16 protein-coding genes are annotated in these 19,802 nt (G+C 64.0%); 3 read left to right on the top strand and 13 right to left on the bottom strand.

The window, feature by feature from the left end; translation table 11 throughout:
• Window positions 1-59 precede the first annotated feature (59 nt).
• Window positions 60-1,046 (top strand): TerC family protein, encoded by a 987-nt coding sequence (locus EEB18_RS00290; protein WP_187139694.1) that lies wholly within the window; start codon window positions 60-62, stop codon window positions 1,044-1,046.
• Window positions 1,047-1,083: 37 nt separating this feature from the next.
• On the opposite strand, the gene EEB18_RS00285 is transcribed toward EEB18_RS00290, so the two are convergent.
• From EEB18_RS00285 to EEB18_RS00240, 10 genes are all read right to left on the bottom strand, one after another.
• Window positions 1,084-1,383 carry a WYL domain-containing protein gene (locus tag EEB18_RS00285; protein ID WP_187139695.1) on the bottom strand — a complete coding sequence of 100 codons (300 nt, stop codon included), beginning with the start codon at window positions 1,381-1,383 and terminating at the stop codon, window positions 1,084-1,086.
• Between the two features lie 172 nt (window positions 1,384-1,555).
• On the bottom strand, window positions 1,556-3,106 hold the full coding sequence (locus tag EEB18_RS00280; RefSeq protein ID WP_187139696.1) for a flavin monoamine oxidase family protein: 1,551 nt from the start codon (window positions 3,104-3,106) through the stop codon (window positions 1,556-1,558).
• An 87-nt stretch (window positions 3,107-3,193) separates the two neighbouring features.
• Complete coding sequence (locus EEB18_RS00275) at window positions 3,194-3,340, bottom strand: hypothetical protein (protein WP_187139697.1); 147 nt, start codon at window positions 3,338-3,340, stop codon at window positions 3,194-3,196.
• A 94-nt stretch (window positions 3,341-3,434) separates the two neighbouring features.
• Window positions 3,435-4,052: a TetR/AcrR family transcriptional regulator gene (locus EEB18_RS00270; protein WP_262408047.1), complete on the bottom strand. Its 618-nt coding sequence runs from the start codon at window positions 4,050-4,052 to the stop codon at window positions 3,435-3,437.
• A 169-nt stretch (window positions 4,053-4,221) separates the two neighbouring features.
• Window positions 4,222-5,673, bottom strand: coding sequence for a GH1 family beta-glucosidase (locus tag EEB18_RS00265; protein WP_187139698.1), 1,452 nt, complete (start codon window positions 5,671-5,673; stop codon window positions 4,222-4,224).
• A gap of 69 nt (window positions 5,674-5,742) precedes the next feature.
• Window positions 5,743-6,894: an MFS transporter gene (locus EEB18_RS00260; protein WP_187139699.1), complete on the bottom strand. Its 1,152-nt coding sequence runs from the start codon at window positions 6,892-6,894 to the stop codon at window positions 5,743-5,745.
• Entirely contained in the window at window positions 6,891-8,033 is a 1,143-nt protein-coding gene (locus EEB18_RS00255) for a DSD1 family PLP-dependent enzyme (RefSeq protein WP_187139700.1), read from the bottom strand. The genes EEB18_RS00260 and EEB18_RS00255 overlap by 4 nt, the downstream gene beginning before the upstream one ends.
• Entirely contained in the window at window positions 8,033-9,286 is a 1,254-nt protein-coding gene (locus EEB18_RS00250; protein ID WP_187139701.1) for a D-arabinono-1,4-lactone oxidase, read from the bottom strand. The genes EEB18_RS00255 and EEB18_RS00250 overlap by 1 nt, the downstream gene beginning before the upstream one ends.
• A 24-nt stretch (window positions 9,287-9,310) precedes the next feature.
• Window positions 9,311-11,746 (bottom strand): TonB-dependent receptor, encoded by a 2,436-nt coding sequence (locus EEB18_RS00245; protein WP_187139702.1) that lies wholly within the window; start codon window positions 11,744-11,746, stop codon window positions 9,311-9,313.
• A gap of 313 nt (window positions 11,747-12,059) precedes the next feature.
• Window positions 12,060-13,652 carry an isocitrate lyase gene (locus tag EEB18_RS00240; RefSeq protein ID WP_187139703.1) on the bottom strand — a complete coding sequence of 531 codons (1,593 nt, stop codon included), beginning with the start codon at window positions 13,650-13,652 and terminating at the stop codon, window positions 12,060-12,062.
• A gap of 160 nt (window positions 13,653-13,812) precedes the next feature.
• Here EEB18_RS00240 and EEB18_RS00235 point away from each other — a divergent pair, with 160 nt between their 5' ends.
• Complete coding sequence (locus tag EEB18_RS00235) at window positions 13,813-15,201, top strand: short-chain fatty acyl-CoA regulator family protein (RefSeq protein WP_187139704.1); 1,389 nt, start codon at window positions 13,813-13,815, stop codon at window positions 15,199-15,201.
• On the opposite strand, the gene EEB18_RS00230 is transcribed toward EEB18_RS00235, so the two are convergent.
• From EEB18_RS00230 to EEB18_RS00220, 3 genes are read right to left on the bottom strand one after another with little or no spacing between them, the layout of a single operon-like run.
• Window positions 15,198-15,989 (bottom strand): hypothetical protein, encoded by a 792-nt coding sequence (locus tag EEB18_RS00230; protein ID WP_187139705.1) that lies wholly within the window; start codon window positions 15,987-15,989, stop codon window positions 15,198-15,200. The genes EEB18_RS00235 and EEB18_RS00230 overlap by 4 nt on opposite strands.
• A complete protein-coding gene (locus EEB18_RS00225; protein WP_187139706.1) occupies window positions 15,986-17,530 on the bottom strand; it encodes an ATP-binding protein in 1,545 nt (514 codons plus the stop codon). The genes EEB18_RS00230 and EEB18_RS00225 overlap by 4 nt, the downstream gene beginning before the upstream one ends.
• Window positions 17,527-18,264 carry a hypothetical protein gene (locus tag EEB18_RS00220; RefSeq protein ID WP_187139707.1) on the bottom strand — a complete coding sequence of 246 codons (738 nt, stop codon included), beginning with the start codon at window positions 18,262-18,264 and terminating at the stop codon, window positions 17,527-17,529. Before EEB18_RS00220 ends, EEB18_RS00225 begins: the two co-directional genes overlap by 4 nt.
• 250 nt (window positions 18,265-18,514) lie before the next feature.
• Between EEB18_RS00220 and EEB18_RS00215 the strand changes: the two genes are divergently transcribed.
• Window positions 18,515-19,795 carry an HD-GYP domain-containing protein gene (locus tag EEB18_RS00215; RefSeq protein WP_187139708.1) on the top strand — a complete coding sequence of 427 codons (1,281 nt, stop codon included), beginning with the start codon at window positions 18,515-18,517 and terminating at the stop codon, window positions 19,793-19,795.
• Window positions 19,796-19,802 lie beyond the last annotated feature (7 nt).

The following is a 19,802-nucleotide window of genomic DNA, read 5'->3' as shown; positions in this document are numbered from 1 at the left end:
GCGGCTTTCCCCTCCCTGAGGGGCGGGCGGCGCGTTCGACCTGTACCAGGGACAATATCATGGAATTTCTAACCGCGGACTGGCTGGGCACCCCGGCCTGGTTCTGGCTGGCCTTTATCGGGCTGGTCGTGCTGCTCACCGCCTTCGACCTTGGCTTCCTGAACAAGGAGAACAAGGAAATGGGGATCGGCGAGAGCCTGAAGCTCTCGGCCTTTTACATCAGCATCGCGCTCGCATTCGGGGCGTGGATCTGGGCCGCGAAGGGCGGCGAGGCGGGGCTGCAATATTATACCGGCTTCTTCATCGAGAAGGCGTTGTCGATCGACAATATCTTCGTGATCTCGCTGATCTTCGCGACTTTCGCGATCCCGCCGCGCTTTCAGTATCGCGCTTTGCTCTGGGGCATTGTCGCGGTGATCGTGCTGCGCGGCATCATGATCGCGGGCGGCGCGGCGCTGGTCACCGAATATGGCTGGGTGCTCTATATCTTCGCCGCGTTCCTGATCTTCACCGGGGTGAAGATGCTGTTCGCCGACGACACGCCGATGGACGTCAAGGGCAATCCGGTGGTGAAGTGGCTGTCGCGGCACATTCCGCTGACGGACGAGCTGCACGGCGAGAAATTCTTCGTCAAGCAGCCCGATAGCAAGACTGGCAATCTGGTGACGGCGGCGACGCCGCTGTTCCTCGCGCTGGTGGTGATCAACCTCGCCGACCTGGTGTTCGCGGTCGACAGCGTGCCGGCGATCTTCGCGATCACGACCGACACCTTCATCGTCTATACCTCGAACATCATGGCGATCCTCGGCCTGCGCGCGCTCTATTTCGCGCTGTCGGCGATGGTCCACCGCTTCCATTACCTGAAATATGCGCTGGCGCTGGTGCTGGTGTTCATCGGGTCGAAGATCTTCGTCGCCGATTTCATCCTCGGCGGCGACAAATTCCCGCCTTTGGTCAGCTTGGGCGTCACCGTCGCGCTGATCGCGGGCGGGGTGATCTGGTCGCTGGTCAAGACGAGCGACGAGCCGCTGGTCGCCGAGAAATAAGGGGAAGGGGCGGGCCGCGATGCCCGCCCTTTTTCGCTCAGACGGCGAGGAGCAGGGTGTCGTCGGCGTGCGGCGCTGCGGCCTCGAACGACGGCAAAGGCTCGAACTCCTCGTCCTGCAATTCGGTCACGGCGAGGCCGTCGAGCTTGAAATGGCCGAGCTTCCAGTCGTCGGGCGAGCGCCAGTTCTTGCTGAGGTTGAGCGCGCTGACGAAGAGGTCGCCGCGGCGTTCGAACATCTGGTGCGGGGCTAGGATCATCTGGTTGCCGTTATAGTGCGCGGTAACGCGGCGCCGGCGCGCGATGGCTTCCATCAGTTTCAGGCGGGTGTCGTTCATGGCTCGATCGATCGCGGGGAGAAGGGATTCTGATTGTGCATTGCACCATAATGCACGTCGTTTGTGAAGGTTCAAGGTCGGAATCGACAAAAAAGTTGATGAATAGCTTTGGGGCGATGGCGGTCTTGGGCGCGGTGAATTGAAAGAGCGTCAGTTTTTCGCCAGATTTTCGTCAGCCAAGACCGGCCAATATCGCCGCCGCCGCCAGCCGCCCGGTCTGCGCGCCGCCGTTCATATAGCCGGGAAAGGCGTCCGACAGATGCTCGCCGGCAAAGACGATCGGCCCGGCGACCGCCTGCCGCGTCGCGGCGCCATTCTCTTCGACCCAGAAATGCGGGGCGAAGCGGGTCAGCTGGCCGGGCTTGAAGGTCGAATAAGCGCCGCGCGCGAACGGGTCCTTGCCCCATGCCGTGCGGCGCATTGTGCGAGCCTTGAGGCCCGGAACGGCCGGCGCGATCGCCGCTTCGGCGAGGCGCAGAGTGGTTTCGGGTCTGGCGCCCATCAGCGCATCGACCTGATCGCCGCCGAAGAACCAGGTGAGCACCCCGGCTTCGCCCGGCTGGCCCGAACTGGCGTCCCAAAATTCGGAGAAGACGCCCGGCCCCTTGGTGTCGACCGCCCAGGCGGACCCCGCGGGGCCGGTCGCCGGCTCCCAGACGCGCGATGCATAGCCGGCGTTGATCTTTTCATTGCGGCCGCAATCGATCTCGCCGACGAGGTCCGCCCATTCTTTGGACAACAGCCCGCCATAATCGATCGTGCGCATCAGCGGCGCGGGCACGGTGACGATCACGCGGTCGACGCGGTCGCGCTTTCCATTGGCGAAGCGCAGGTCGAGCCCGTCCTTGCCCGGAGCGATCGACCTCAGCGCATGGCCGGTCGAGATGCGCGACATCAACGGTTCGGACAAGGCCCTGACGACGCTCGACGAGCCGCCGGTCAGGATGAAGCGCTCGTCGCTGAGCGAGATCAGTTCGGCCTGTTCGCCGTCGACCACGGGCAGGTTGAACAGCAGTTCCAACGCCGAGGCCTGATCGGGTTCGGCGCCGAATTCGGTGCGGATCGTCGCCTCGATCAGCGCGCGGACGTGCGGCTTCATCAACCCGGCATTCGCGTCGAGATAGGTGGCGACCGAAATCGAGTCGAGCCCGAGCGCGGCAACCTGGTAATCGGCGTCGAGGATCTCCGCATCCCGACCGATATGCGCGGCGATCGGGCGCAGGTCCTCGATCAGTTCGGCGTCGCCGAGCAGGCGTCCGTCGGCGACATAACGGGTGTGCGCGACCATCGGCTGGCGGTCGATCAGCGCGATGCCGAAGCGTTTCGCCAGCGCGAGCATGTCGTCATGGTCGGTGTTGATGAGGTTGCCGCCATCCTCGATGTTCAGCCCCGGTTCGGGCGCATTGTTTGCGGTGAGCACGCGCCCGCCGAGCCGGCCGCGCGCTTCGTAGAGATGCGCCTCGACCCCCGCGGCATTCAGCGCATCGAGCGCGGTCAGTCCCGCGAGGCCGCCGCCGATGATGGCGACACGCAGGCCGGACGCGGCGCGCGACGGGGCGGGCCAGCCGACGAAGGGAAGCGCCGAGGCGGCGCCCAGCGCCGCGAGCATCCGGCGGCGGGTGATCCCCTGCGCAGCGGCGATCGGCGGCGGCGCGCCCCGTTCGGCCAGATTGGCACGGCGGGCCTGATTGAGCAGCCCCCACAACGGCCCGGAACCCCGCATCGGTTTTCTCCCCTGATGATGCGCCCGGGGGACGTGTAGCATGGTTGGGGGGTGAGTGCGACTATGCGGCGGCGGTTGCGCCTATCGTCAGACGAACGCGGGCGGGCCGACCCCGGTCGGGACGGGGCCGATCAGCGGCTGACTCAATGCGGTCGTGCTGAACTGCGCGGCCGTCTTCGTGACGCGCTCAAAGCGGATTGCGGGTTTGCGCCGATCTATCTCGAGCTGCTTCACGCTATCGGGCTTTCAAGCCACGGTTTTGATATCGATCTTCAGTTGGCTACGCTCAACACTTTGGTCTTGAGTCCATCACCGATCAAAAGCTCCTTCAAGATTGGTTGCCACGCAGCATGCGTGCGGTGAGGCGGAATATGGCGTCGGGCGACACGCGCGTTTCTTCATAGAGCATCTCGTCGGCGGCGAAGCCCAGTTCGACCGTCAGGCGCAGTTCCTGCCACAGCTCGTCGCGGTCGGCGTCGGGCAGATTGCGGGCATAGGCTTCGACCAGCCGGTCGGTGACATAGCGGTGCGATTCGAGGCGGATATGCGCAAGTTGGGGCGTTGCGTGGAGCGCGCGCAGAATCCACACGGCGCCGGGTTCGGGGCGCGTCACCGCCGCCGTTTCGCGCATCAGCTCTTCGATATTGTCGCGCAGCGCATCGACGCCCTGATCGACATGGCGCGCGATCCACGCTTCCAGTACGTCGTTCTGCTTGGTCATCAGGCGCTGCCCCAGCGCCTCAAGCACGGCATATTTATCCTTGAAATAACGATAGAGCGCTGGCGGCGTCAAACCGGCGCGCGCGCAGATCATGTTGGTCGAGATGCGTTCGATGCCGACTTCGCCCAAAAGTTCGCCGGCGACGTCGAGCAGCAAGTCGTAAGTCGCCTGCGCGCGCTCCTGCTTGGGCGGCGAGCGGGGCTTGATTTTGGCGCGGGCGTTCACATCGACCTTTCCATGATCATGGGCGGGTCGAATCCGGTACCCCACGCGTTTGATGACCTGATGGCTACCATATCGGCGCAGCGACTGCGCGTCATCTTCGATGTCGCGAATGACGCGTCATCGAATGGCTTTGGTGCCGCCCGCGGCGTCGTTTGCGGCCGACTGATACTCACCGCGCCGCACGATTCTTTTGGATCAGTGCGCGATACCAATGGAAGGAATCCTTGGGTGTGCGCTGCAATGTTTCATAGTCGACATGGATCAATCCAAAGCGCTGATCGTAACCTGCCGCCCATTCGAAATTGTCCATCAGCGACCATGCGAAATAGCCGCGCACATCGATTCCCCGCCCCATCGCGGCCTGTAACGCGCCAAGATGAGAGCGAACATATTCTATGCGCCGGGCATCGCGAACACGGCCGTCGGCGCCCGGCCCGTCGCTGTACGAACAGCCGTTCTCGGTGATGTAGATCGGCGGCAATTTCGCGCCGTAGCGGGCCTGCAATTGCGTGAGAATTTCTTCCAGCCCGGCGGGAATGACCGGCCATCCGAAGTCGGTTTGGGGATAGCCTGCGATGTCCTGAATCGAAAAGAGCGGTTGCGCCGCTATGGCTGCACCATCGATAATCGCGGCGCGTCCGTCGGGAGCGCCGACGCGGGTCGGATTGTAATAATTTACGCCGTACCAGTCGAGCGGCGCCGCGATGATCTTCAGATCGTCCGCTTGCACCGGCATCAACTCCGCCACGCCTGCCGGATAGGTGCCGGCCAACAGGGGGTCGGCGAAGGTCCAGTTGACCAGATCGTCGTATATTTTCGCCGCGTCCACGTCTGCGGATGCCGCGCTGGCAGGCCATGTGGGAGCGTGGACGTTGGCGATTCCGATCGCGCTCGCCCCGGCAGCGCGCAGCGCGCCGACGCCCAGGCCATGGGCCAGTAGCTGATGGTGCGCCGCCGCCAACGCGGCCATGCCCAGCTGCTTGCCGGGGGCGTGGAGGCCCAGCATATATCCCATCGACGTGAGCGATAGCGGTTCGTTGAGCGGCATCCACATCGCGACGCGGTCGGCGTATCGTTCTCCAACCAGCGCGGCATAATCGGCAAAGCGGAGCGCGGTATCGCGGACCATCCAGCCCCCCGCATCCTCGAGCGCCGCCGGGGTGTCCCAATGGAACAAGGTCGCGACGGGCTTGATTCCCGCGGCGAGCAAGGCATCGATCAGCCGGTCGTAGAAATCGAGCCCTTTGGGATTGGAGGCGCCCGACCCCGTCGGTACGATCCGCGGCCAGGCGATCGAAAAGCGGTAGTGGGTCAGCCCGAGCGCTTTCATCAACGCCACATCGTCGCCGAAACGATGATAATGGTCGTCGGCGACCGCACCGCTGGCGCCACCTTTCACGCGTCCTGGTTCGGCGCAGAAACGATCCCATGACGATGCGCCGCGGCCATCCTCATCGACCGCCCCTTCGATCTGATAGGCCGAGGTCGCGGCGCCGAAGGCGAAATTCGCGGGGAAGGGCGCCAACACATTGTCCAGCTGAGCCAGTTTGCGCGCGGTCGCACTCGATCCCAGTCCAGCCGATACAATGCCGGCGGCGATCAAATGACGACGTGAAAGCATGTCTCGACCTCTCTAACAGTCCATGTCGGCAAGGAAAATCGCGAAAAAGTCATATCCCGCGATCCGCCATCACGCCGGCCGCGGGGCGGCCGCCGATCGGCCCACCCGCGCACCGACCAATGCGATGGTACCTGCCGCGGCGCAGGCCGCACCGAACCAGAGCACGGGCCCGACGTCGCGGTCGCTGACGAGAAACGCCGCGATGAACGGCCCGAGGCTCGACCCGATCAATTGTGCACCGCCGATCAGCATCGCGGCGCGGCGGCTGGGGTCGGCCGCGATCAGGATCGGGACCTGAAACGGCATCGCGAACAGCCAGAGAAAGCCGAACAGCGCGGTGGCGATCACAAAGGCGGAAGCCGACGGCGGGGCGGCCATGACTGCCAGCAGGACGAGGTTGGCCATCGCAATGGCGCTGACGACCGCGCGCGCGGGCAGGCGCCCGGCCAGCATCGCCGCCACAGCGGCGCCCGCCACCTGCATCGCCAGCGACAGCGGCGCGACCAGCCGGACGGTGGCGGCATCGATGCCACGTTGCAGCCCGAGCGGCTCGATATAGACCCACACCGAGACGATGAACGCGAGATAGAGCGTCACCCCGGCGAGCGCGATGATGCCGCGCGCGGGCAGGGCGGATCCCGCCGCATCGCCATGATCGAGATCGGCATAGGCGCGCGGAAGCAATGGCAGCGCGGCAAGGCCGAGCGCCGTTACCAGCGCAAGCAGGGTGAAGCCCCCGGCCGATCCGAACCGCGGGATGACCGCCAGACCCATCGCCGTCGCGAGCGCGAGTTGCGCGACCGTCTGCAGTGCCAGATAGATGCCCGACCAGCGCTCGGGTCGGCGCGCGCGGACGATCAGGCCGATGGCGATCCAAATCAGCACCCCTTCGGCAAGGCCTGCGGCGATGCGAGCAGCGAACAATCCACCGCCCGACACAAAAGGCGTGCCAAGGTCGAGGGCGGCTGTCGCCATCAGGGCAGCCGCGGCAATCAGGCGCAGCCGACCGACCGAGAGCAGTAATCCGGCGGTTCCAGCGGCGATCCCCATCGCGAGCAATTCCGCCGTCGCCAGCAGGCCGAGCGCATTCGTCGATAGCTTGGCTTCGGCGAGCAGCGCGCCCAGCAATTGCGGCTGTAGTCCCGGGATCAGCACCCCGATGACGCCGACGACCATCACCGCGGCGGTCTGGCGGGCGGTGAAGGCGGCCGGCGCGGTCAACGCGCGCGGCCGCGTGCGCTTACCGGCCAGATCGCGACGAGCGTGTCGCCTTGCACGACATGATAATGATCATAGAGGTTCACCGTCGGGTCGCAGTGCGGCACCGTCAGGCTCACAGGGTCGCCGGGCCGAAGGCGCGACCCGATGTCGGGGCCGATCAGCGCGGCATGTTCGTCGCCCATGAAAACGAACATCGTCTCGGCCGGCGCGCCGCGTGTCACCACCGCAACCCCACCGTCGGTCGACAGCGATTTGAACCCGGCGTCGATCGTCACCAGCGCGTCGTGATTGGCGCTGACGACGCGGGCATCGACCCCGAGCGACGGCGCGAAGGGGATTGTCGCATCGCCGGTCAGATCGCAGTCGAGATATTGCTTGTCCATCAGCGCATAGGAACCGGTCTGCAATTCCGTGAAGACCCCGAGATCGAGGTCGATGCGGTGCGTACCGGTGCCCGATCCGCTGACGATTTCGGGCGCGTGGCCCGCCTCGGTCAGTGCGGCGATCACGCTTTGGAGGTAATCGGTGCGCTCGACGATCGCGGCGCGGCGTTCGGCATAATCCTCGACATGCTGCTGCATCCCGCAATAATATTGCACCCCGCGCAGGCGGAGATTCCCGGCGGCGGCAATCGCCTCAGCCAGTTCGACCGCGGCTTCGGGCGAGGCGACGCCGGTGCGGCGAATGCCCGGATCGATGTCGATCATCACGTCGAGAGATGCGTCCGCGTCGGTCAGCGCCCGCGCGATCCGTGCGACGACGGCGGGGTTGTCGACGGTCGCGATGAGGCCGGCGCTCCTTTTCGCGAGCGATGCCAGCCGCACGATCGCGGCGGGGGCGCTGACCGGCGACGTGATCAGCAGTCCGGTGATCTCGCTGTCGGCGAGCACCTCGGCCTCGCCGATTTTGGCGCAGCACAGTCCGACCGCGCCCGCCGCGAGCTGGCGCCTGGCGATGTCGACGCTCTTGTGTGTCTTGGCGTGCGGGCGCAGCGTCACGCCATGGGCTTTCGCCAGTGCCGCCATCGCGGCGATGTTGCGGTCGAGAATATCGAGATCGAGGACCAGCACCGGCGTGTTGAGTGCGGCGCGCGAGCCCTGTTGGCCGATCAGGGCGCCATGAAGTTCGATATCGTCCATCAGCTGAACAGCTCCGCCATATGGGCATTGAGGAATTTGCCGTCGGGATCGACGGCGCGGCGCACTTCGCGATAGCGTTCGGCCATCGGATAGAGCGTATCGACATCGGCGCGCGACAGCGTGTGGCGCTTTGCCCAGTGCGGTCGCCCGCCATGGTCGCGGAAAATCGCCTCGGCATCGGCGAACAGGCTTTGCCAAGGCATCAGCGCATATTGGTGCATCGAGATTGCGGCGACGGGTCCCCGGTTCATCGGGCTCATCCAGATATCGTCGCCGGCGACGGTGCGATATTCGAACGGGAAGGACACCGGCAGGCGTTTCTTGCGGATCCAGTCGACGACCGCGGACAAGGCTTCGAGGCCGACCGCGTGCGGCATCTCATATTCCATCTCTTCGAAGCGGATCGTCCGATCGGACGGAAAAATCGCATGCGCGGGACCGCGCCGGCCACCCTCGAAGCCCGTCTTCATCATCATCCGCTGCAGGCTGGGAATCAGAAAAGGCAGCTTCGCGCCGATCCCCAGCACGCGGCGAAAGGGCGCCTCGTCGATGTCGCTCGTGCTCGGTGGCGCCTCGCAGGGGTCGATCAGCGACAGGGTCTTCAGGATGACGTGATCGGCGTGGGGAAAGAACCAGAATTCGACGTGGCGATGTTCACCGGTCAGCGTATCGAAGCGTTCGCGCGCTTCATCCCAGCGCATCTTCCGGACCCGCTCGGCAAGATAATAGGCCGGAACGATATCGCATTCGATTTCGGTCGCGATCCCGAACAGTCCCAGCGACAGGCGCTGCGCCTCGAACAGTTCGCGATTGGTCTGCGCGTCGCACCATCGGGCCTCGCCGTCGGCGCCGATCAGCCGAAAACCACGCGCGAAGGTTGCGAGATTGCCGAGATCGAGACCGGTCCCGTGCGTTCCCGTCGCCATCGCACCGGCAAGGCTCTGCGGGTTCACGTCGCCCTGATTGGCGAGCGCGAGGCCTTCGTCGGCGAGTGCGGCCGTCAGCCGCTTGATGCTCCATCCCGCCGGAATGCGCGCGGTCTTGCGGTCGGGCGCGATCGTCATCACCCCCGCCATATCCTCGAGGCAGACGATCAGCCCGTCGGATGCGCACAGCGGCATGAAGCTGTGCCCCGCACCCGTCGCGCGCACCGCGCGGGCATCGCGAACCCCGGCACCGAGTTCGACCTCGGTGCGCGGACGCAGCACTGCCCCCGTCGCACTGACGCTGCCCGACCAGTTTGACCAGCTCATCTATTCTGTCCCGCCCGTTGATCGTCAGAATTTGAAGCCAAGCTCGACCCCATAGAAAGCGGGTCGGTCGCGGCGCACATACGGCGTCTGGAACACATCGGCCGAAATCGTGTTGAGCGTCCGCAGATATTTCTTGTTGAGCAGGTTTTCCGCATAGGCCGCGATCGAGAAGCGATGGTCTTCGCCAAAGCGATAACCGATCTTGGCGTTCACGATATTGCGCGCCGAACGGAGCCGGCCAAGCTGCGAAAAATCGACGAAGGGGGCGATCGCGGCATCTGTGAAGCGCACCGCGTCGTTGATCCGCTGATGCGTGGTGTAGCTGTAGCTGACATCGGCGAACAGCGCGCCGCTGCCCGTGTCGTGCAGATAATGGGCGCCCAATATGCCGCGGAAGCTCGGTTCGCCCGTCGGCTGCCCCGAAATGTCGATGCCCTGTTCGACCCGCGACGACCATTTACTGTCGATATAGCCTGCCGTCGCCGAGATCGAGAAATCGTCCGACACGACGAACTGGGCATCGAGATCGATGCCATAGGCGCGCGAATCCCCCGAGCGGGTGAGATATTGCGGCAGGCACACGGTGCCTGCCGGTGGCGGTGATATCTGACAGGCGGGATTGGTGCTGGGTTCGAGGCTGATCGACTGGCGATTGCGGTATTTGAAATAATAGGCCGAGGCGTTGAAGCGCACGCGGCGATCGAACAACTCCGATTTGAAGCCGCCTTCAAAATTCCAGACATTTTCGGGCGAGAAGAAGGAGTTGATCTGGACCGAATTGAATCCGCCTGCCTTGTACCCGCGCGAGGCCGACGCATAGAGATGGACATTGTCGGTCGCGTCATATTGGACGACAAAGCGCGGGCTGACGTCGCTGAATTTCGCGCGTCGGGTGAAAGGCACGCCTTCGAGCGCGCCCTCATCGAAAATCAACCCGTTGGGGCCAACCGTCGCGCGATAGAAATCGGCAACGCTGATCTGGGCATCGTCGGGAAAGGCAGGGACGCCAAGGATCGCGTTGTACAGCGCGCCCGGAGCGGTCGTCGTCTCGAGGCCATGGCCGTCGAATCCGCCGTTGAGCCAGGTGAAGTCCTTTTTATCGCGGGTGTAGCGAATGCCCGCAGTCAGCTTCAGGCGCGGGGTCACTTCGAACGTCGCGTCGGCAAAGGCGGCGAAGCTGTTGTTCGCGACGCGGTTGTTCATGTCCTCGCGCATCTGCTCGCCGAATACGGGAAGCCCGACGCTGTCGAGGATGGTGAAGATCGGGAAGCCTGCGAGTTCCCCAAGCAGCCGGTCCGCCGAATCGCTGAGCAGCGTCACCGCGCTCGTCTGACGCCCACGCTCGTGAAAATAGCTGACCCCCGCGATCGCGTTCAGCGGGCCGTCGTCGTATCCGAGCCGCAGTTCCTGATAGAAGCTCTTGTTCTTCTCGATATTCTCCGTGTCGAGATAGCGCGTCGGGTCGCCGGTGCCATCCTCGTCCTCGCGATTGTGCGTCTCGAACTTCTTGAACGAACTGATGCTGGTGACGGTCAGCGGCCCGGCATTATGCGTCGCGGTCAACGATACCGCGTTCAGTATCCGCGTTTCCCTGTCGTCGATGACGTCGTTGGTGAACGGGCCGAAGGGACTGCGGCTCAGCGCGAAATTGCTGATTCCGACCGACGCCGGGCCGTCCTTGTCGGTATCATCATGATCGTAGGTCAGGATGAAGTCGGTGTCGGCATTCGGCGCCCAGCGCAGCGCCGCACGCGCCGACACATTGTTCTCGCGCTCGCGGTCCTCGCCGGTCACCGCGTCCTTCAAATAGCCGTTGCGATGATTGACGACTCCGTTGGCGCGAAAATAGAGCGTGTCGGTCAGTGGGATATTGACGGTGGCGTCGGCGCGGACGGTGTCGAAATTGCCATATTGCAGCGTCGCCGAACCCCCGAATTCATCGACGGGCTTTTTGGTGATGATCGAGATAGCGCCGGCCGAGGTGTTACGTCCGAACAAGGTGCCCTGCGGCCCTTTCAGGATTTCGACGCGGTCGATGTCGTTGAAAAAGATCAGCGAGGCGCCCGACCTGCCCGAATAAATGCCATCGATGAAGATGCCGACCGACGGATCGGTGCCGATGCCAAAATCGTCGGTCGCGACGCCGCGGATCGTATAGCTCGGCTGCGTCACCGACGTGTCGTTGATCGTCAGTCCGGGGGTGAAGGTGTCGAGATCGCCGATCGACTGGGCATTGAGCGCCTCCAGGCCGGCGGTGTTAAAGGCGGTGACGCTGATGGGCACTTCCTGCAACGACTGTTCGCGCCGCTGCGCGGTGACGACGATCTCCGATACCCGTCCGGCGTCGCTGCCTGAATCGGTCGCCGGCGAAGCGCTGCTGTCCTGTGCCATCGTCACCGTTGGCGCCACGCCGATCGCCACGGTCGCTGCGAGCCATGCAAGCCTGCTTGTCGTCATCATGTCGGCCTCCCATTTTCAACAATGGGTATCTATCGCTATCTAATAGTCAAGACTATATTATGGCCACGCGCTGCCCTGTCGCTCGCAGTCAGACGTGGTCCGCCGTGGCCGGACTCGGGTATCCGCCGCTATTGCGCCGCGCATTGGTCCGTCAGAAAGTTTGGCAACGCACGCATTGAAGGAGGGAGTCTGCCCCGCCCCAAAAAAAATGCCCGCCGGAAGCCCGGAGGCTTCCGACGGACAGGCTTTCCTCCCCAGGAAAGCTCGGTGGGCGCGGGCCGGGGAACGCCCCGCGCCGAACTGGTGACGCGATTTACGCGGCGAACTGGTTCATGGTATTGTCCTTGCCCGCGGCCTTGAGCGCCGCTTCGCCGGCGAAATATTCCTTATGGTCGTCGCCGATGTCGCTACCGCTCATATTCTGGTGCTTGACGCAGGCGATGCCCTGGCGGATTTCGGCGCGCTGGACGCCCTTCACGTAACCCAGCATCGCTTCGTCGCCGAAATATTCCTTGGCGAGATTGTCCGTGGACAAAGCGGCCGTGTGATAGGTCGGCAGGGTGATCAGGTGGTGGAAGATACCCGCCCGCTTCGCCGAATCGCGCTGGAAGGAGCGGATGCGGTTGTCGGCTTCGTCGCCGAGTTCGGTGCCGTCATAATCGACGCTCATCAGCCGGGCGCGGTCATAGGCGCCGACGTCCTTGCCGTCCTTCTCCCACGCGTCGAACACCTGCTGGCGGAAGTTCAGCGTCCAGTTGAAGCTCGGCGAATTATTGTACGCGAGCTTCGCATTGGGGACGACTTCGCGGATGCGGTCGACCATGCCCGCGATCTGTTCGATATGCGGCTTTTCGGTCTCGATCCACAGCAGGTCGGCGCCGTTCTGAAGGCTGGCGATGCAATCCATGACGCAGCGGTCCTCGCCGGTTCCGGGGCGGAACTGGTAAAGGTTCGAGGGCAGGCGCTTCGGGCGCATCAGCTTGCCGTCGCGGTTGATCAGCACGTCGCCGGGATTGCCCGCGCCGGTGACCTCTTCGCAATCGAGGAAGCTGTTATACTGGTCGCCAAGGTCGCCGGCTTCCTTCGAGAAGGCGATCTGCTTGGTCAGGCCCGCGCCGAGGCTGTCGGTGCGGGTGACGATGATGCCGTCCTCGACGCCCAGTTCCATGAAGGCATAGCGGCAGGCGCGGATCTTCGCGATGAAATCCTCGTGCGGAACGGTGACCTTGCCGTCCTGATGGCCGCACTGTTTTTCGTCCGAGACCTGGTTTTCGATCTGGAGCGCGCAGGCGCCGGCCTCGATCATCTTCTTGGCGAGCAGATAGGTCGCCTCGGCGTTGCCGAAGCCGGCGTCGATGTCGGCGATGATCGGCACGACATGCGTTTCGTGATTGTCGATCGCGGCCTGGATCTGCTTCGCCTTGAGCTCGTCGCCCTCGGCGCGCGCGGCGTCGAGATCGCGGAACAGGCCGCCGAGCTCGCGGGCGTCGGCCTGACGCAGGAAGGTGTAGATTTCCTCGATCAGCGCCGGAACACTGGTCTTTTCGTGCATCGACTGGTCGGGCAGGGGGCCGAATTCGCTGCGCAGCGCGGCGATCATCCAGCCCGAGAGATAGATGTAGCGGCCCTTGACGGTGCCGAAATGCTTCTTGATCGAGATCATCTTCTGCTGCGCGATGAAGCCGTGCCAGCAGCCGAGCGACTGGGTGTAGTTCGCGGGATCGGCGTCATAGGCGGCCATGTCGGCGCGCATGATGCGCGCGGTGTAGCGGGCGACGTCGAGGCCGGTCTTGAACTTGTTCTGGGCGCGCATGCGGGCGATGCTCTCGCCGCTGATGCCGTCCCAGGTGCCGTCATAATCGCGGATGAGGCGGCCTGCCTGCGCCATGTCTTCCTGATAGCCCATGATATCGTCCTTTCGGTGCGGCCAGTCGGGGAGAGCGGCCGGGTGATGGGCAAGATGTGCCGCCACGGGCGCCAAAAGTGAAAAGCTTTGTCAATAAGTTTTGTGAAATATGGCGGTTTGGTGGTAGTGTGCGTGTAAATCAGTAAAGAAAGTTACATTCATGGCCGAGCGGCGGGTGTTTGCAGGGGCGGCGGTGCGGCGGGCGCGGCGCGACGCGGGGATGACGCAGGCGGCGATGGCCGAGGCGCTCGACATCTCGCCGAGCTACCTCAACCTGATCGAGCATGGCCAGCGGCCGCTGAGCGCGACCGTGATCGTGCGGCTGGCCGAGCGTTTCGATTTCGACGCGGCGAAGCTGGGCGGCGAGGACGTGCCCGGCGGGCTCGCGGGGCTGCGGCGGCGGTTGTCCGATCCGCGCTTCGCCGACCTGGGGATTGCGGCGCAGGAGGTCGAGGAATGGTTGCAGGCGGCGCCCGCGACCGCGGCGGCCTTTGCGCGGCTGTTCGATGCGGCGCCCGAGCCGCGCGGCGAGGCGCAAGAGGAGGCGCCCGAGGTCGGCGCGGTGCGGCGCGCGATCGAGAAATGGCGCAACCATTTCGCCGACCTCGATGCGAAGGCCGAGGAACTGGCCGACGAGCTGCGGCTGGCGGGCGGCGACCTCTATGGCACGATATCGGAGCGGCTGCGCACGCGGCACCAGCTCGGCATCCGCATCCTGCCGAGCGACGTGATGCCCGACCGGCTGCGCTGGCTCGACTGGCACGCGCGGCAATTGATGCTGAGCGAGCTGCTGCGCCCCGCGTCTCGGACCTTCCAGGCGGCGGCGACGCTGGCGCAGGTCGAGGCGAAGGGCGAGATCGCTGGACTGGTCGCGGGGGCGGAGTTCGCCGAGCCCGCGGCGGCGCGCCTGTTCGAGCGGCATCTGGTGCATTATTTCGCGGCGGCGCTGATGATGCCGTACAGCCGGTTTTTACGCGCGTGCGATGCGACGGGGTACGACCTGCTGCTGCTCCAGCGGCGTTTTGGCGCGGGCTATGAGCAGGTCGCGCACCGGCTGACGACCTTGCAGCGCGTCGGCGCGCGCGGGCTGCCCTTCTTTATGCTGCGCGTCGACCGCGCGGGGCAGGGGAGCAAGCGCTATGCCGGGGCGAGCCAGTCGCCGCTGGTCGACGGCGACGCGCGCTGCCCCTTGTGGGGGGTGCATGAGGCCTTCGCGCGGCCGGGCGAAGTGATCGCCGATCTGGTCGAACTCGAGGATGGCAGCCGCTGGTTCACCCAAAGCCGTTCGGTCGCGGCGCCGGGGGCTAGCGGGAGCGGGACGCCGGCGCGCTTCGCGGTGTGCGTCGGGGTCGATGCGAAGGTCGCCGCGCCGTTGATCGCGGCGCGCGGCATCGACCTGATGCGCGGGCGGGCGACGCCGATCGGTCTCGGGTGCCGCCGCTGCACGCGCACCGGATGCGTGCAACGCTCGATGCCGCCGCTGGGGCGGCCGCTGCGGTTCAGGGATGGCGAGCGGGGGGTGTCGGCGTTCGATTTTGCGGGGGATTAGAGGGGAATGTCCGGTTGGTCGATGCGTCGCCCACCCGGATCCTCGCCGAGGTGCGGCTGATAGATCAGACTTCGGACGCGGAGAATCCTGTCGCGAAAGGGCAGGAACAAAAGCAAGCTCGCCGCAGCGACGATCGCGAGCAATATCGGCCATGTTATCGGCGAGAGCGCGACATAACGGGCGAAGGCGAGCACGCCGAAATAGGCGATGACCGAAAATTCGATCCATAGCGCGACGAAGTCCCGGCGCGCTTGTCGCTTGCGTGTCGCCTCGTCGACCAGGCTGGGATAGAGATGTGCCGCAAAGCGCGTCGCCGCGATCGCGACAGCGCCGACGACGGCACCGGCGATAACGAAGGAGAAGAGGATCGCTTCGGTCGACCAGGCGATCGCCTGGGCGGATTTGGCAGGCCCCGACCACAGTGCGTCCCAGGATACGGCGAGTATGGCGACAAAGCTGATTGTCTGATCGGCCGCCGCCGCATGGTCCGCGTTTATCCACGACCGGAACTGTCCGAAGAGAAACCATGCCACCAGAAGCAGTGCCAATACCCCCAGGACCGCGCGGACCGCAGGGAGGTCATGATATGCCCATGCGAAGCCATAATAGCCGATCATGGGAAAGACGATGTGGGTCGCCGTCACCGCGCGCACCCAATAGCGCGCATTGTCGCGATCGATCAGCCAGCGCCCCATGGCAAGCGTCGCCATCGCGACATCGACCGCAATGCCTGCACCGAGCAGGCCGGATGCCATCAGATAGGAAAAAGCCGGCGCGATCTCGTTCAAGGTCTGGTTGCATCCTCCTTCGCCGCCGGGATGGAGAGGCGGCGTAGCGCGGGCACCGTCATGATCCTAAGCCAATTCTCGAGCCATTTCGGGAGCGAGGGTACCGGCTCGCGGAGCCTCAGTCCGCTGACCAGTCGCATCACATCATAATGGGAGGAGCGCGCCGCTTCGTTCACAGCGTCAAGGCCCGCGTGAATGATCAGATCGCCGCCCCGGCGGAGGAAGATCATGTGCACCTTGTCATAATCGAAGGCTGCTTCGTCATCGAAGCCGGTTTCCAGTCCATCTTCGACGCGATCGCGGTGGAGATGGGGAAGGTGGGTCACGATGATCGCTTGCGCCTGCGCCCGGTTCGCATGATCGAATATTTCGTCCATCAGCGAGGTGCCGGCACCGAAGGTCAGGTGCAGTTCGGGTTCGTCGAAGATCATGCAGGAACCCTGCTTGGCGAGGCCATGAAGAACCGACAGGATGAAGAGTGCCTGATTTTCTCCCGAACTGACGAATTCGGCAACATCCTGCCTGTCGCCGATATGGAAGGCCCAACGGAAGTCATGATCGATGTCGCCGCCGCTGGCGGCCGTGTCCGAACGGCGAAACACCTTCCCGGACTTATATCCCCGGCCCCCCTGATCTTCGCGCTCCGACCCGGCAATGCCATTAGGATCGCGAAACACCCGCGACCAGGCGCCGATCCGTTTGACCTCCCCCGTCGTATCATATTCCGACTTCAGCGCCATATCGCACAGCAACGGCCGTCCTTCGTTGATCGTGTAGGCCGCGGCAACTCGCCGTTTGATAGAGATTTTTGACGGCTCGCATTGAACGAGTTGGAGGCGTTCGAGAAACACCTCGGTCATGTTCTTCTTCAGATCCTTGGGGCTTTCGCGGATGTCGAGGCCGATTCCGAAGTCGTACATGTCGGTATTGACGTAAAAAGATGTCGCCGGGCTTGCCCAATCCGGCGATCGACCATTGTCCTGAATGAATCGCGGCGTCGGCAGATAGCCCTTGTCGTGCGCGCGCGGACGCGACCAGAGGTTGAGTGCGCGCAGGACGAGTAATTGGTTGGCGTCACCCGAAAGCGATACGCCGGCATTCAGCCTGGCTTCGTCCGCCAACATTTCCTTGAGTACACCGTGCTCGCGGTTCGAAAAGGTGAAACGGATTTCGAACGGGCCGGTCGATGCTTTGCTGTCCTTGATCGCCTTCCACGCCAGCTTGAGGCCGGGCAGGTTCGCCGAAATCGAAGCCAGCGCGTCGTGGAAGGCCGAAGCGGCCTCACCCCGATCCGTCAATCGATCGAGGCCGTCGAGAAACTCAACATCCTTTGCGGACAGCTTGACCTGCATCAACAGGTCTCCGGCATCGAGCGGAGATTTGATCTCAAGCGCCGACAAATGGCCGAGCAGAGACGCATATTCGAGGATCATGGTCTTGCCGATACCATTTTGTCCGCGAATGACGTTGATTCCAGGGCAAAAGGCAAAGCTTTGGGTTTCGAACGGCCCCGACTGGGGCGTCAAGGACATGATTTTCATGCCGCAGCCTTTCGATGGGATTGTGCCGCGGCCCGGCCGACGACGTAAACAACGAGTGCCAGTTCCAATAACAGCGTGACGAGCGTGACGCCGAATTTCGATTCCGTCCCGCTGACCAGCAATACCAGTGGTTTGAGGACCAGGATCGCGATGGAGATCACCGTGATCAACGCGAAATGCCGGGCGTTGGAGGCGTGGGGCAGTTCGGAAGCGGGAAGCTGATGCTTCAGCGCGCTAAACACGCGTGCCGAGTAATTTTCGAGAAGAAAGAGAAAGAAAAAGGCGATCGGGTAGGAAGGCGCAACCGCCAGATAGCCATACCAAGGTATTCCCGACAGGTCGCTACTGCTGTTCAGAATATATATCTCCATATGACCGGTTATCTGGACCGCGACCTGCCCGTAAATGAAAATCATGAAAGCCCGGATGAACGCGCTTGGTTCGGAAACGGAGATATGCTCGATCCCGTGGATCAGAAAGGTTCCGAAAGAAAAGAGCAGCAGGGAAGAGCATATGCTGATGGTAATGGGACCGGCAAGATTGACCATCATCTTCTTGCTGAAGATGATCGAAGCATATTGTTCCAGAAGAGCGCAGAAGGACGGCGGCGGGGCTGTGCCTTGCGCCGTTACGTTGAGGATGAAATGGATGCCGACATAGACCACAAAAAACACAAGGCAGGCCCACGAAAGTCGCGTCATGCTGAGCTTGTGATTCGGAAATTCCGCAGCCATTATTACCCCCTCAGGCCATTCGATCCAGTTGTAGCTTGGAAATCCCGCTCGCAAAGCGCCAATATTTGTCGCTGCGCAATTAGACGCCAGATGAAGGCGCATGGGCTTCGCGGACGCCGATGGTCGTGTCTGGCGCGTTTCTGGCAAGTCGTTGACGATATTTGCGACGAAATGATTTTAAATCAGCGTTTTGTTCGTCGTAAATGCCGTAGGCGGCCTTCGGTCGCGCGTATCAAGGACCAGCGATCGCATGTTGTTTCGCGTCAATCCGGGGGAAGTCCAGATCGGGATGTTCATCCACGCCTTTGAAGGGCGGTGGATCGATCACCCCTTCTGGCGCAGCCGGTTTCTGGTCGAGACCGCCGAACAGCTCGAGCGGATCCGGGCGTCGGGGGTCGATGCGCTGGTGATCGATCGCAGCCGGAGCCGCATGGCGGCGGACGGCACGCCCGATGCCGCGCTTCCCGAGCGGCGCGTGCGTGACATTCCGCTGCTCGGTCCCGAGCGGCGCAGCGTCTGGCCAGCGGCGCGGGCGATCGCGGCAGCATCGCAGCACATCCGCCAGACGCGCCCCGCCAGCTATGCGCAGGAACGGCGCCGCGCCGAGCGGGTGATCGGCAAGTCGAAGCAGGCGGTCGTCGACATGTTCGAGAGCGCGCGGCTGGGGCGCGCGGTCGAGGTCGCGAAGCTGGCGCCGCTGGCGCGCTCGATCGGCGATTCGATCGAGCGCCATTCGCGCGCGCTGCTGGGCCTCGTGCGGCTCAAGCAGAAGGATGAATATACCTATCTCCACTCGGTCGCGGTGTGCGCGCTGATGATCAATTTTGCGCGCCACCTGAAACTCGACGAGGAGGAGGTGCAGCAGCTGGGGGTCGCGGGGCTGCTCCACGATGTCGGCAAGGTCGCGATTTCGGACGCTGTGCTGCTCAAGCCCGGCTCGCTCGACGCCCGCGAGCGCGCGATGGTCGAGCATCATCCGGTCGCCGGACACGCGCTGCTGGCGCAGTCGGCGGATATCCCGGCGGCGGCACTGGAGGTCGCGCTGCACCATCATGAGAAGATCGACGGCACCGGCTATCCCGACCGGCTGGGCGGCGACGCGCTGTCGCTCCACGCGCGGATGGGGGCGATCTGCGACGTTTACGACGCGGTGACGTCGGACCGGCCGTACAAGGCGGCGTGGACGCCGTGCGAGGCGCTGACCGCGATGCGGGGCTGGACCGGGCATTTCGACCCGGACCTGCTCGATCGTTTCGCCGACAGCCTGGGCATCTGGCCGGTCGGCACGCTGGTGCGGGTGTCCGACGGGCACCTCGGCATCGTCATGGGCAGCGGCGGCGCGAGCGGCGAGGCGATGATCGTGCGGATATTCTTCGATTGCGACACGCTGACCGAGGTCGAACCCGCCGATCGCAGCTTTGCCCCGTCGGGGCGCGCGCCGCATGTCGTCGGGCGCGACAGCCCCGGGTTCTGGCGCTTCGACGAATGGGATGCCGTGCGCCACCGCGTCGTCGGTGCGATCCTGTCCTGAGGCGCCG

The sequence above is a fragment of the Sphingopyxis sp. OPL5 genome (assembly GCF_003797775.2).
Classification (GTDB): domain Bacteria; phylum Pseudomonadota; class Alphaproteobacteria; order Sphingomonadales; family Sphingomonadaceae; genus Sphingopyxis.
This window is presented reverse-complemented; position numbering and strand designations above follow the sequence as displayed.

What these genes read in the sequence shown, in the direction of transcription:
- EEB18_RS00290 (WP_187139694.1), top strand. Translation starts at nt 60, where the DNA reads ATGGAATTTCTAACCGCGGACTGGCTGGGCACCCCGGCCTGGTTCTGG.
- EEB18_RS00285 (WP_187139695.1), bottom strand. Translation starts at nt 1,383, where the DNA reads ATGAACGACACCCGCCTGAAACTGATGGAAGCCATCGCGCGCCGGCGC.
- EEB18_RS00280 (WP_187139696.1), bottom strand. Translation starts at nt 3,106, where the DNA reads ATGCGGGGTTCCGGGCCGTTGTGGGGGCTGCTCAATCAGGCCCGCCGT.
- EEB18_RS00265 (WP_187139698.1), bottom strand. Translation starts at nt 5,673, where the DNA reads ATGCTTTCACGTCGTCATTTGATCGCCGCCGGCATTGTATCGGCTGGA.
- EEB18_RS00255 (WP_187139700.1), bottom strand. Translation starts at nt 8,033, where the DNA reads ATGGACGATATCGAACTTCATGGCGCCCTGATCGGCCAACAGGGCTCG.
- EEB18_RS00250 (WP_187139701.1), bottom strand. Translation starts at nt 9,286, where the DNA reads ATGAGCTGGTCAAACTGGTCGGGCAGCGTCAGTGCGACGGGGGCAGTG.
- EEB18_RS00245 (WP_187139702.1), bottom strand. Translation starts at nt 11,746, where the DNA reads ATGATGACGACAAGCAGGCTTGCATGGCTCGCAGCGACCGTGGCGATC.
- EEB18_RS00240 (WP_187139703.1), bottom strand. Translation starts at nt 13,652, where the DNA reads ATGGGCTATCAGGAAGACATGGCGCAGGCAGGCCGCCTCATCCGCGAT.
- EEB18_RS00235 (WP_187139704.1), top strand. Translation starts at nt 13,813, where the DNA reads ATGGCCGAGCGGCGGGTGTTTGCAGGGGCGGCGGTGCGGCGGGCGCGG.
- EEB18_RS00225 (WP_187139706.1), bottom strand. Translation starts at nt 17,530, where the DNA reads ATGAAAATCATGTCCTTGACGCCCCAGTCGGGGCCGTTCGAAACCCAA.
- EEB18_RS00220 (WP_187139707.1), bottom strand. Translation starts at nt 18,264, where the DNA reads ATGGCTGCGGAATTTCCGAATCACAAGCTCAGCATGACGCGACTTTCG.
- EEB18_RS00215 (WP_187139708.1), top strand. Translation starts at nt 18,515, where the DNA reads ATGTTGTTTCGCGTCAATCCGGGGGAAGTCCAGATCGGGATGTTCATC.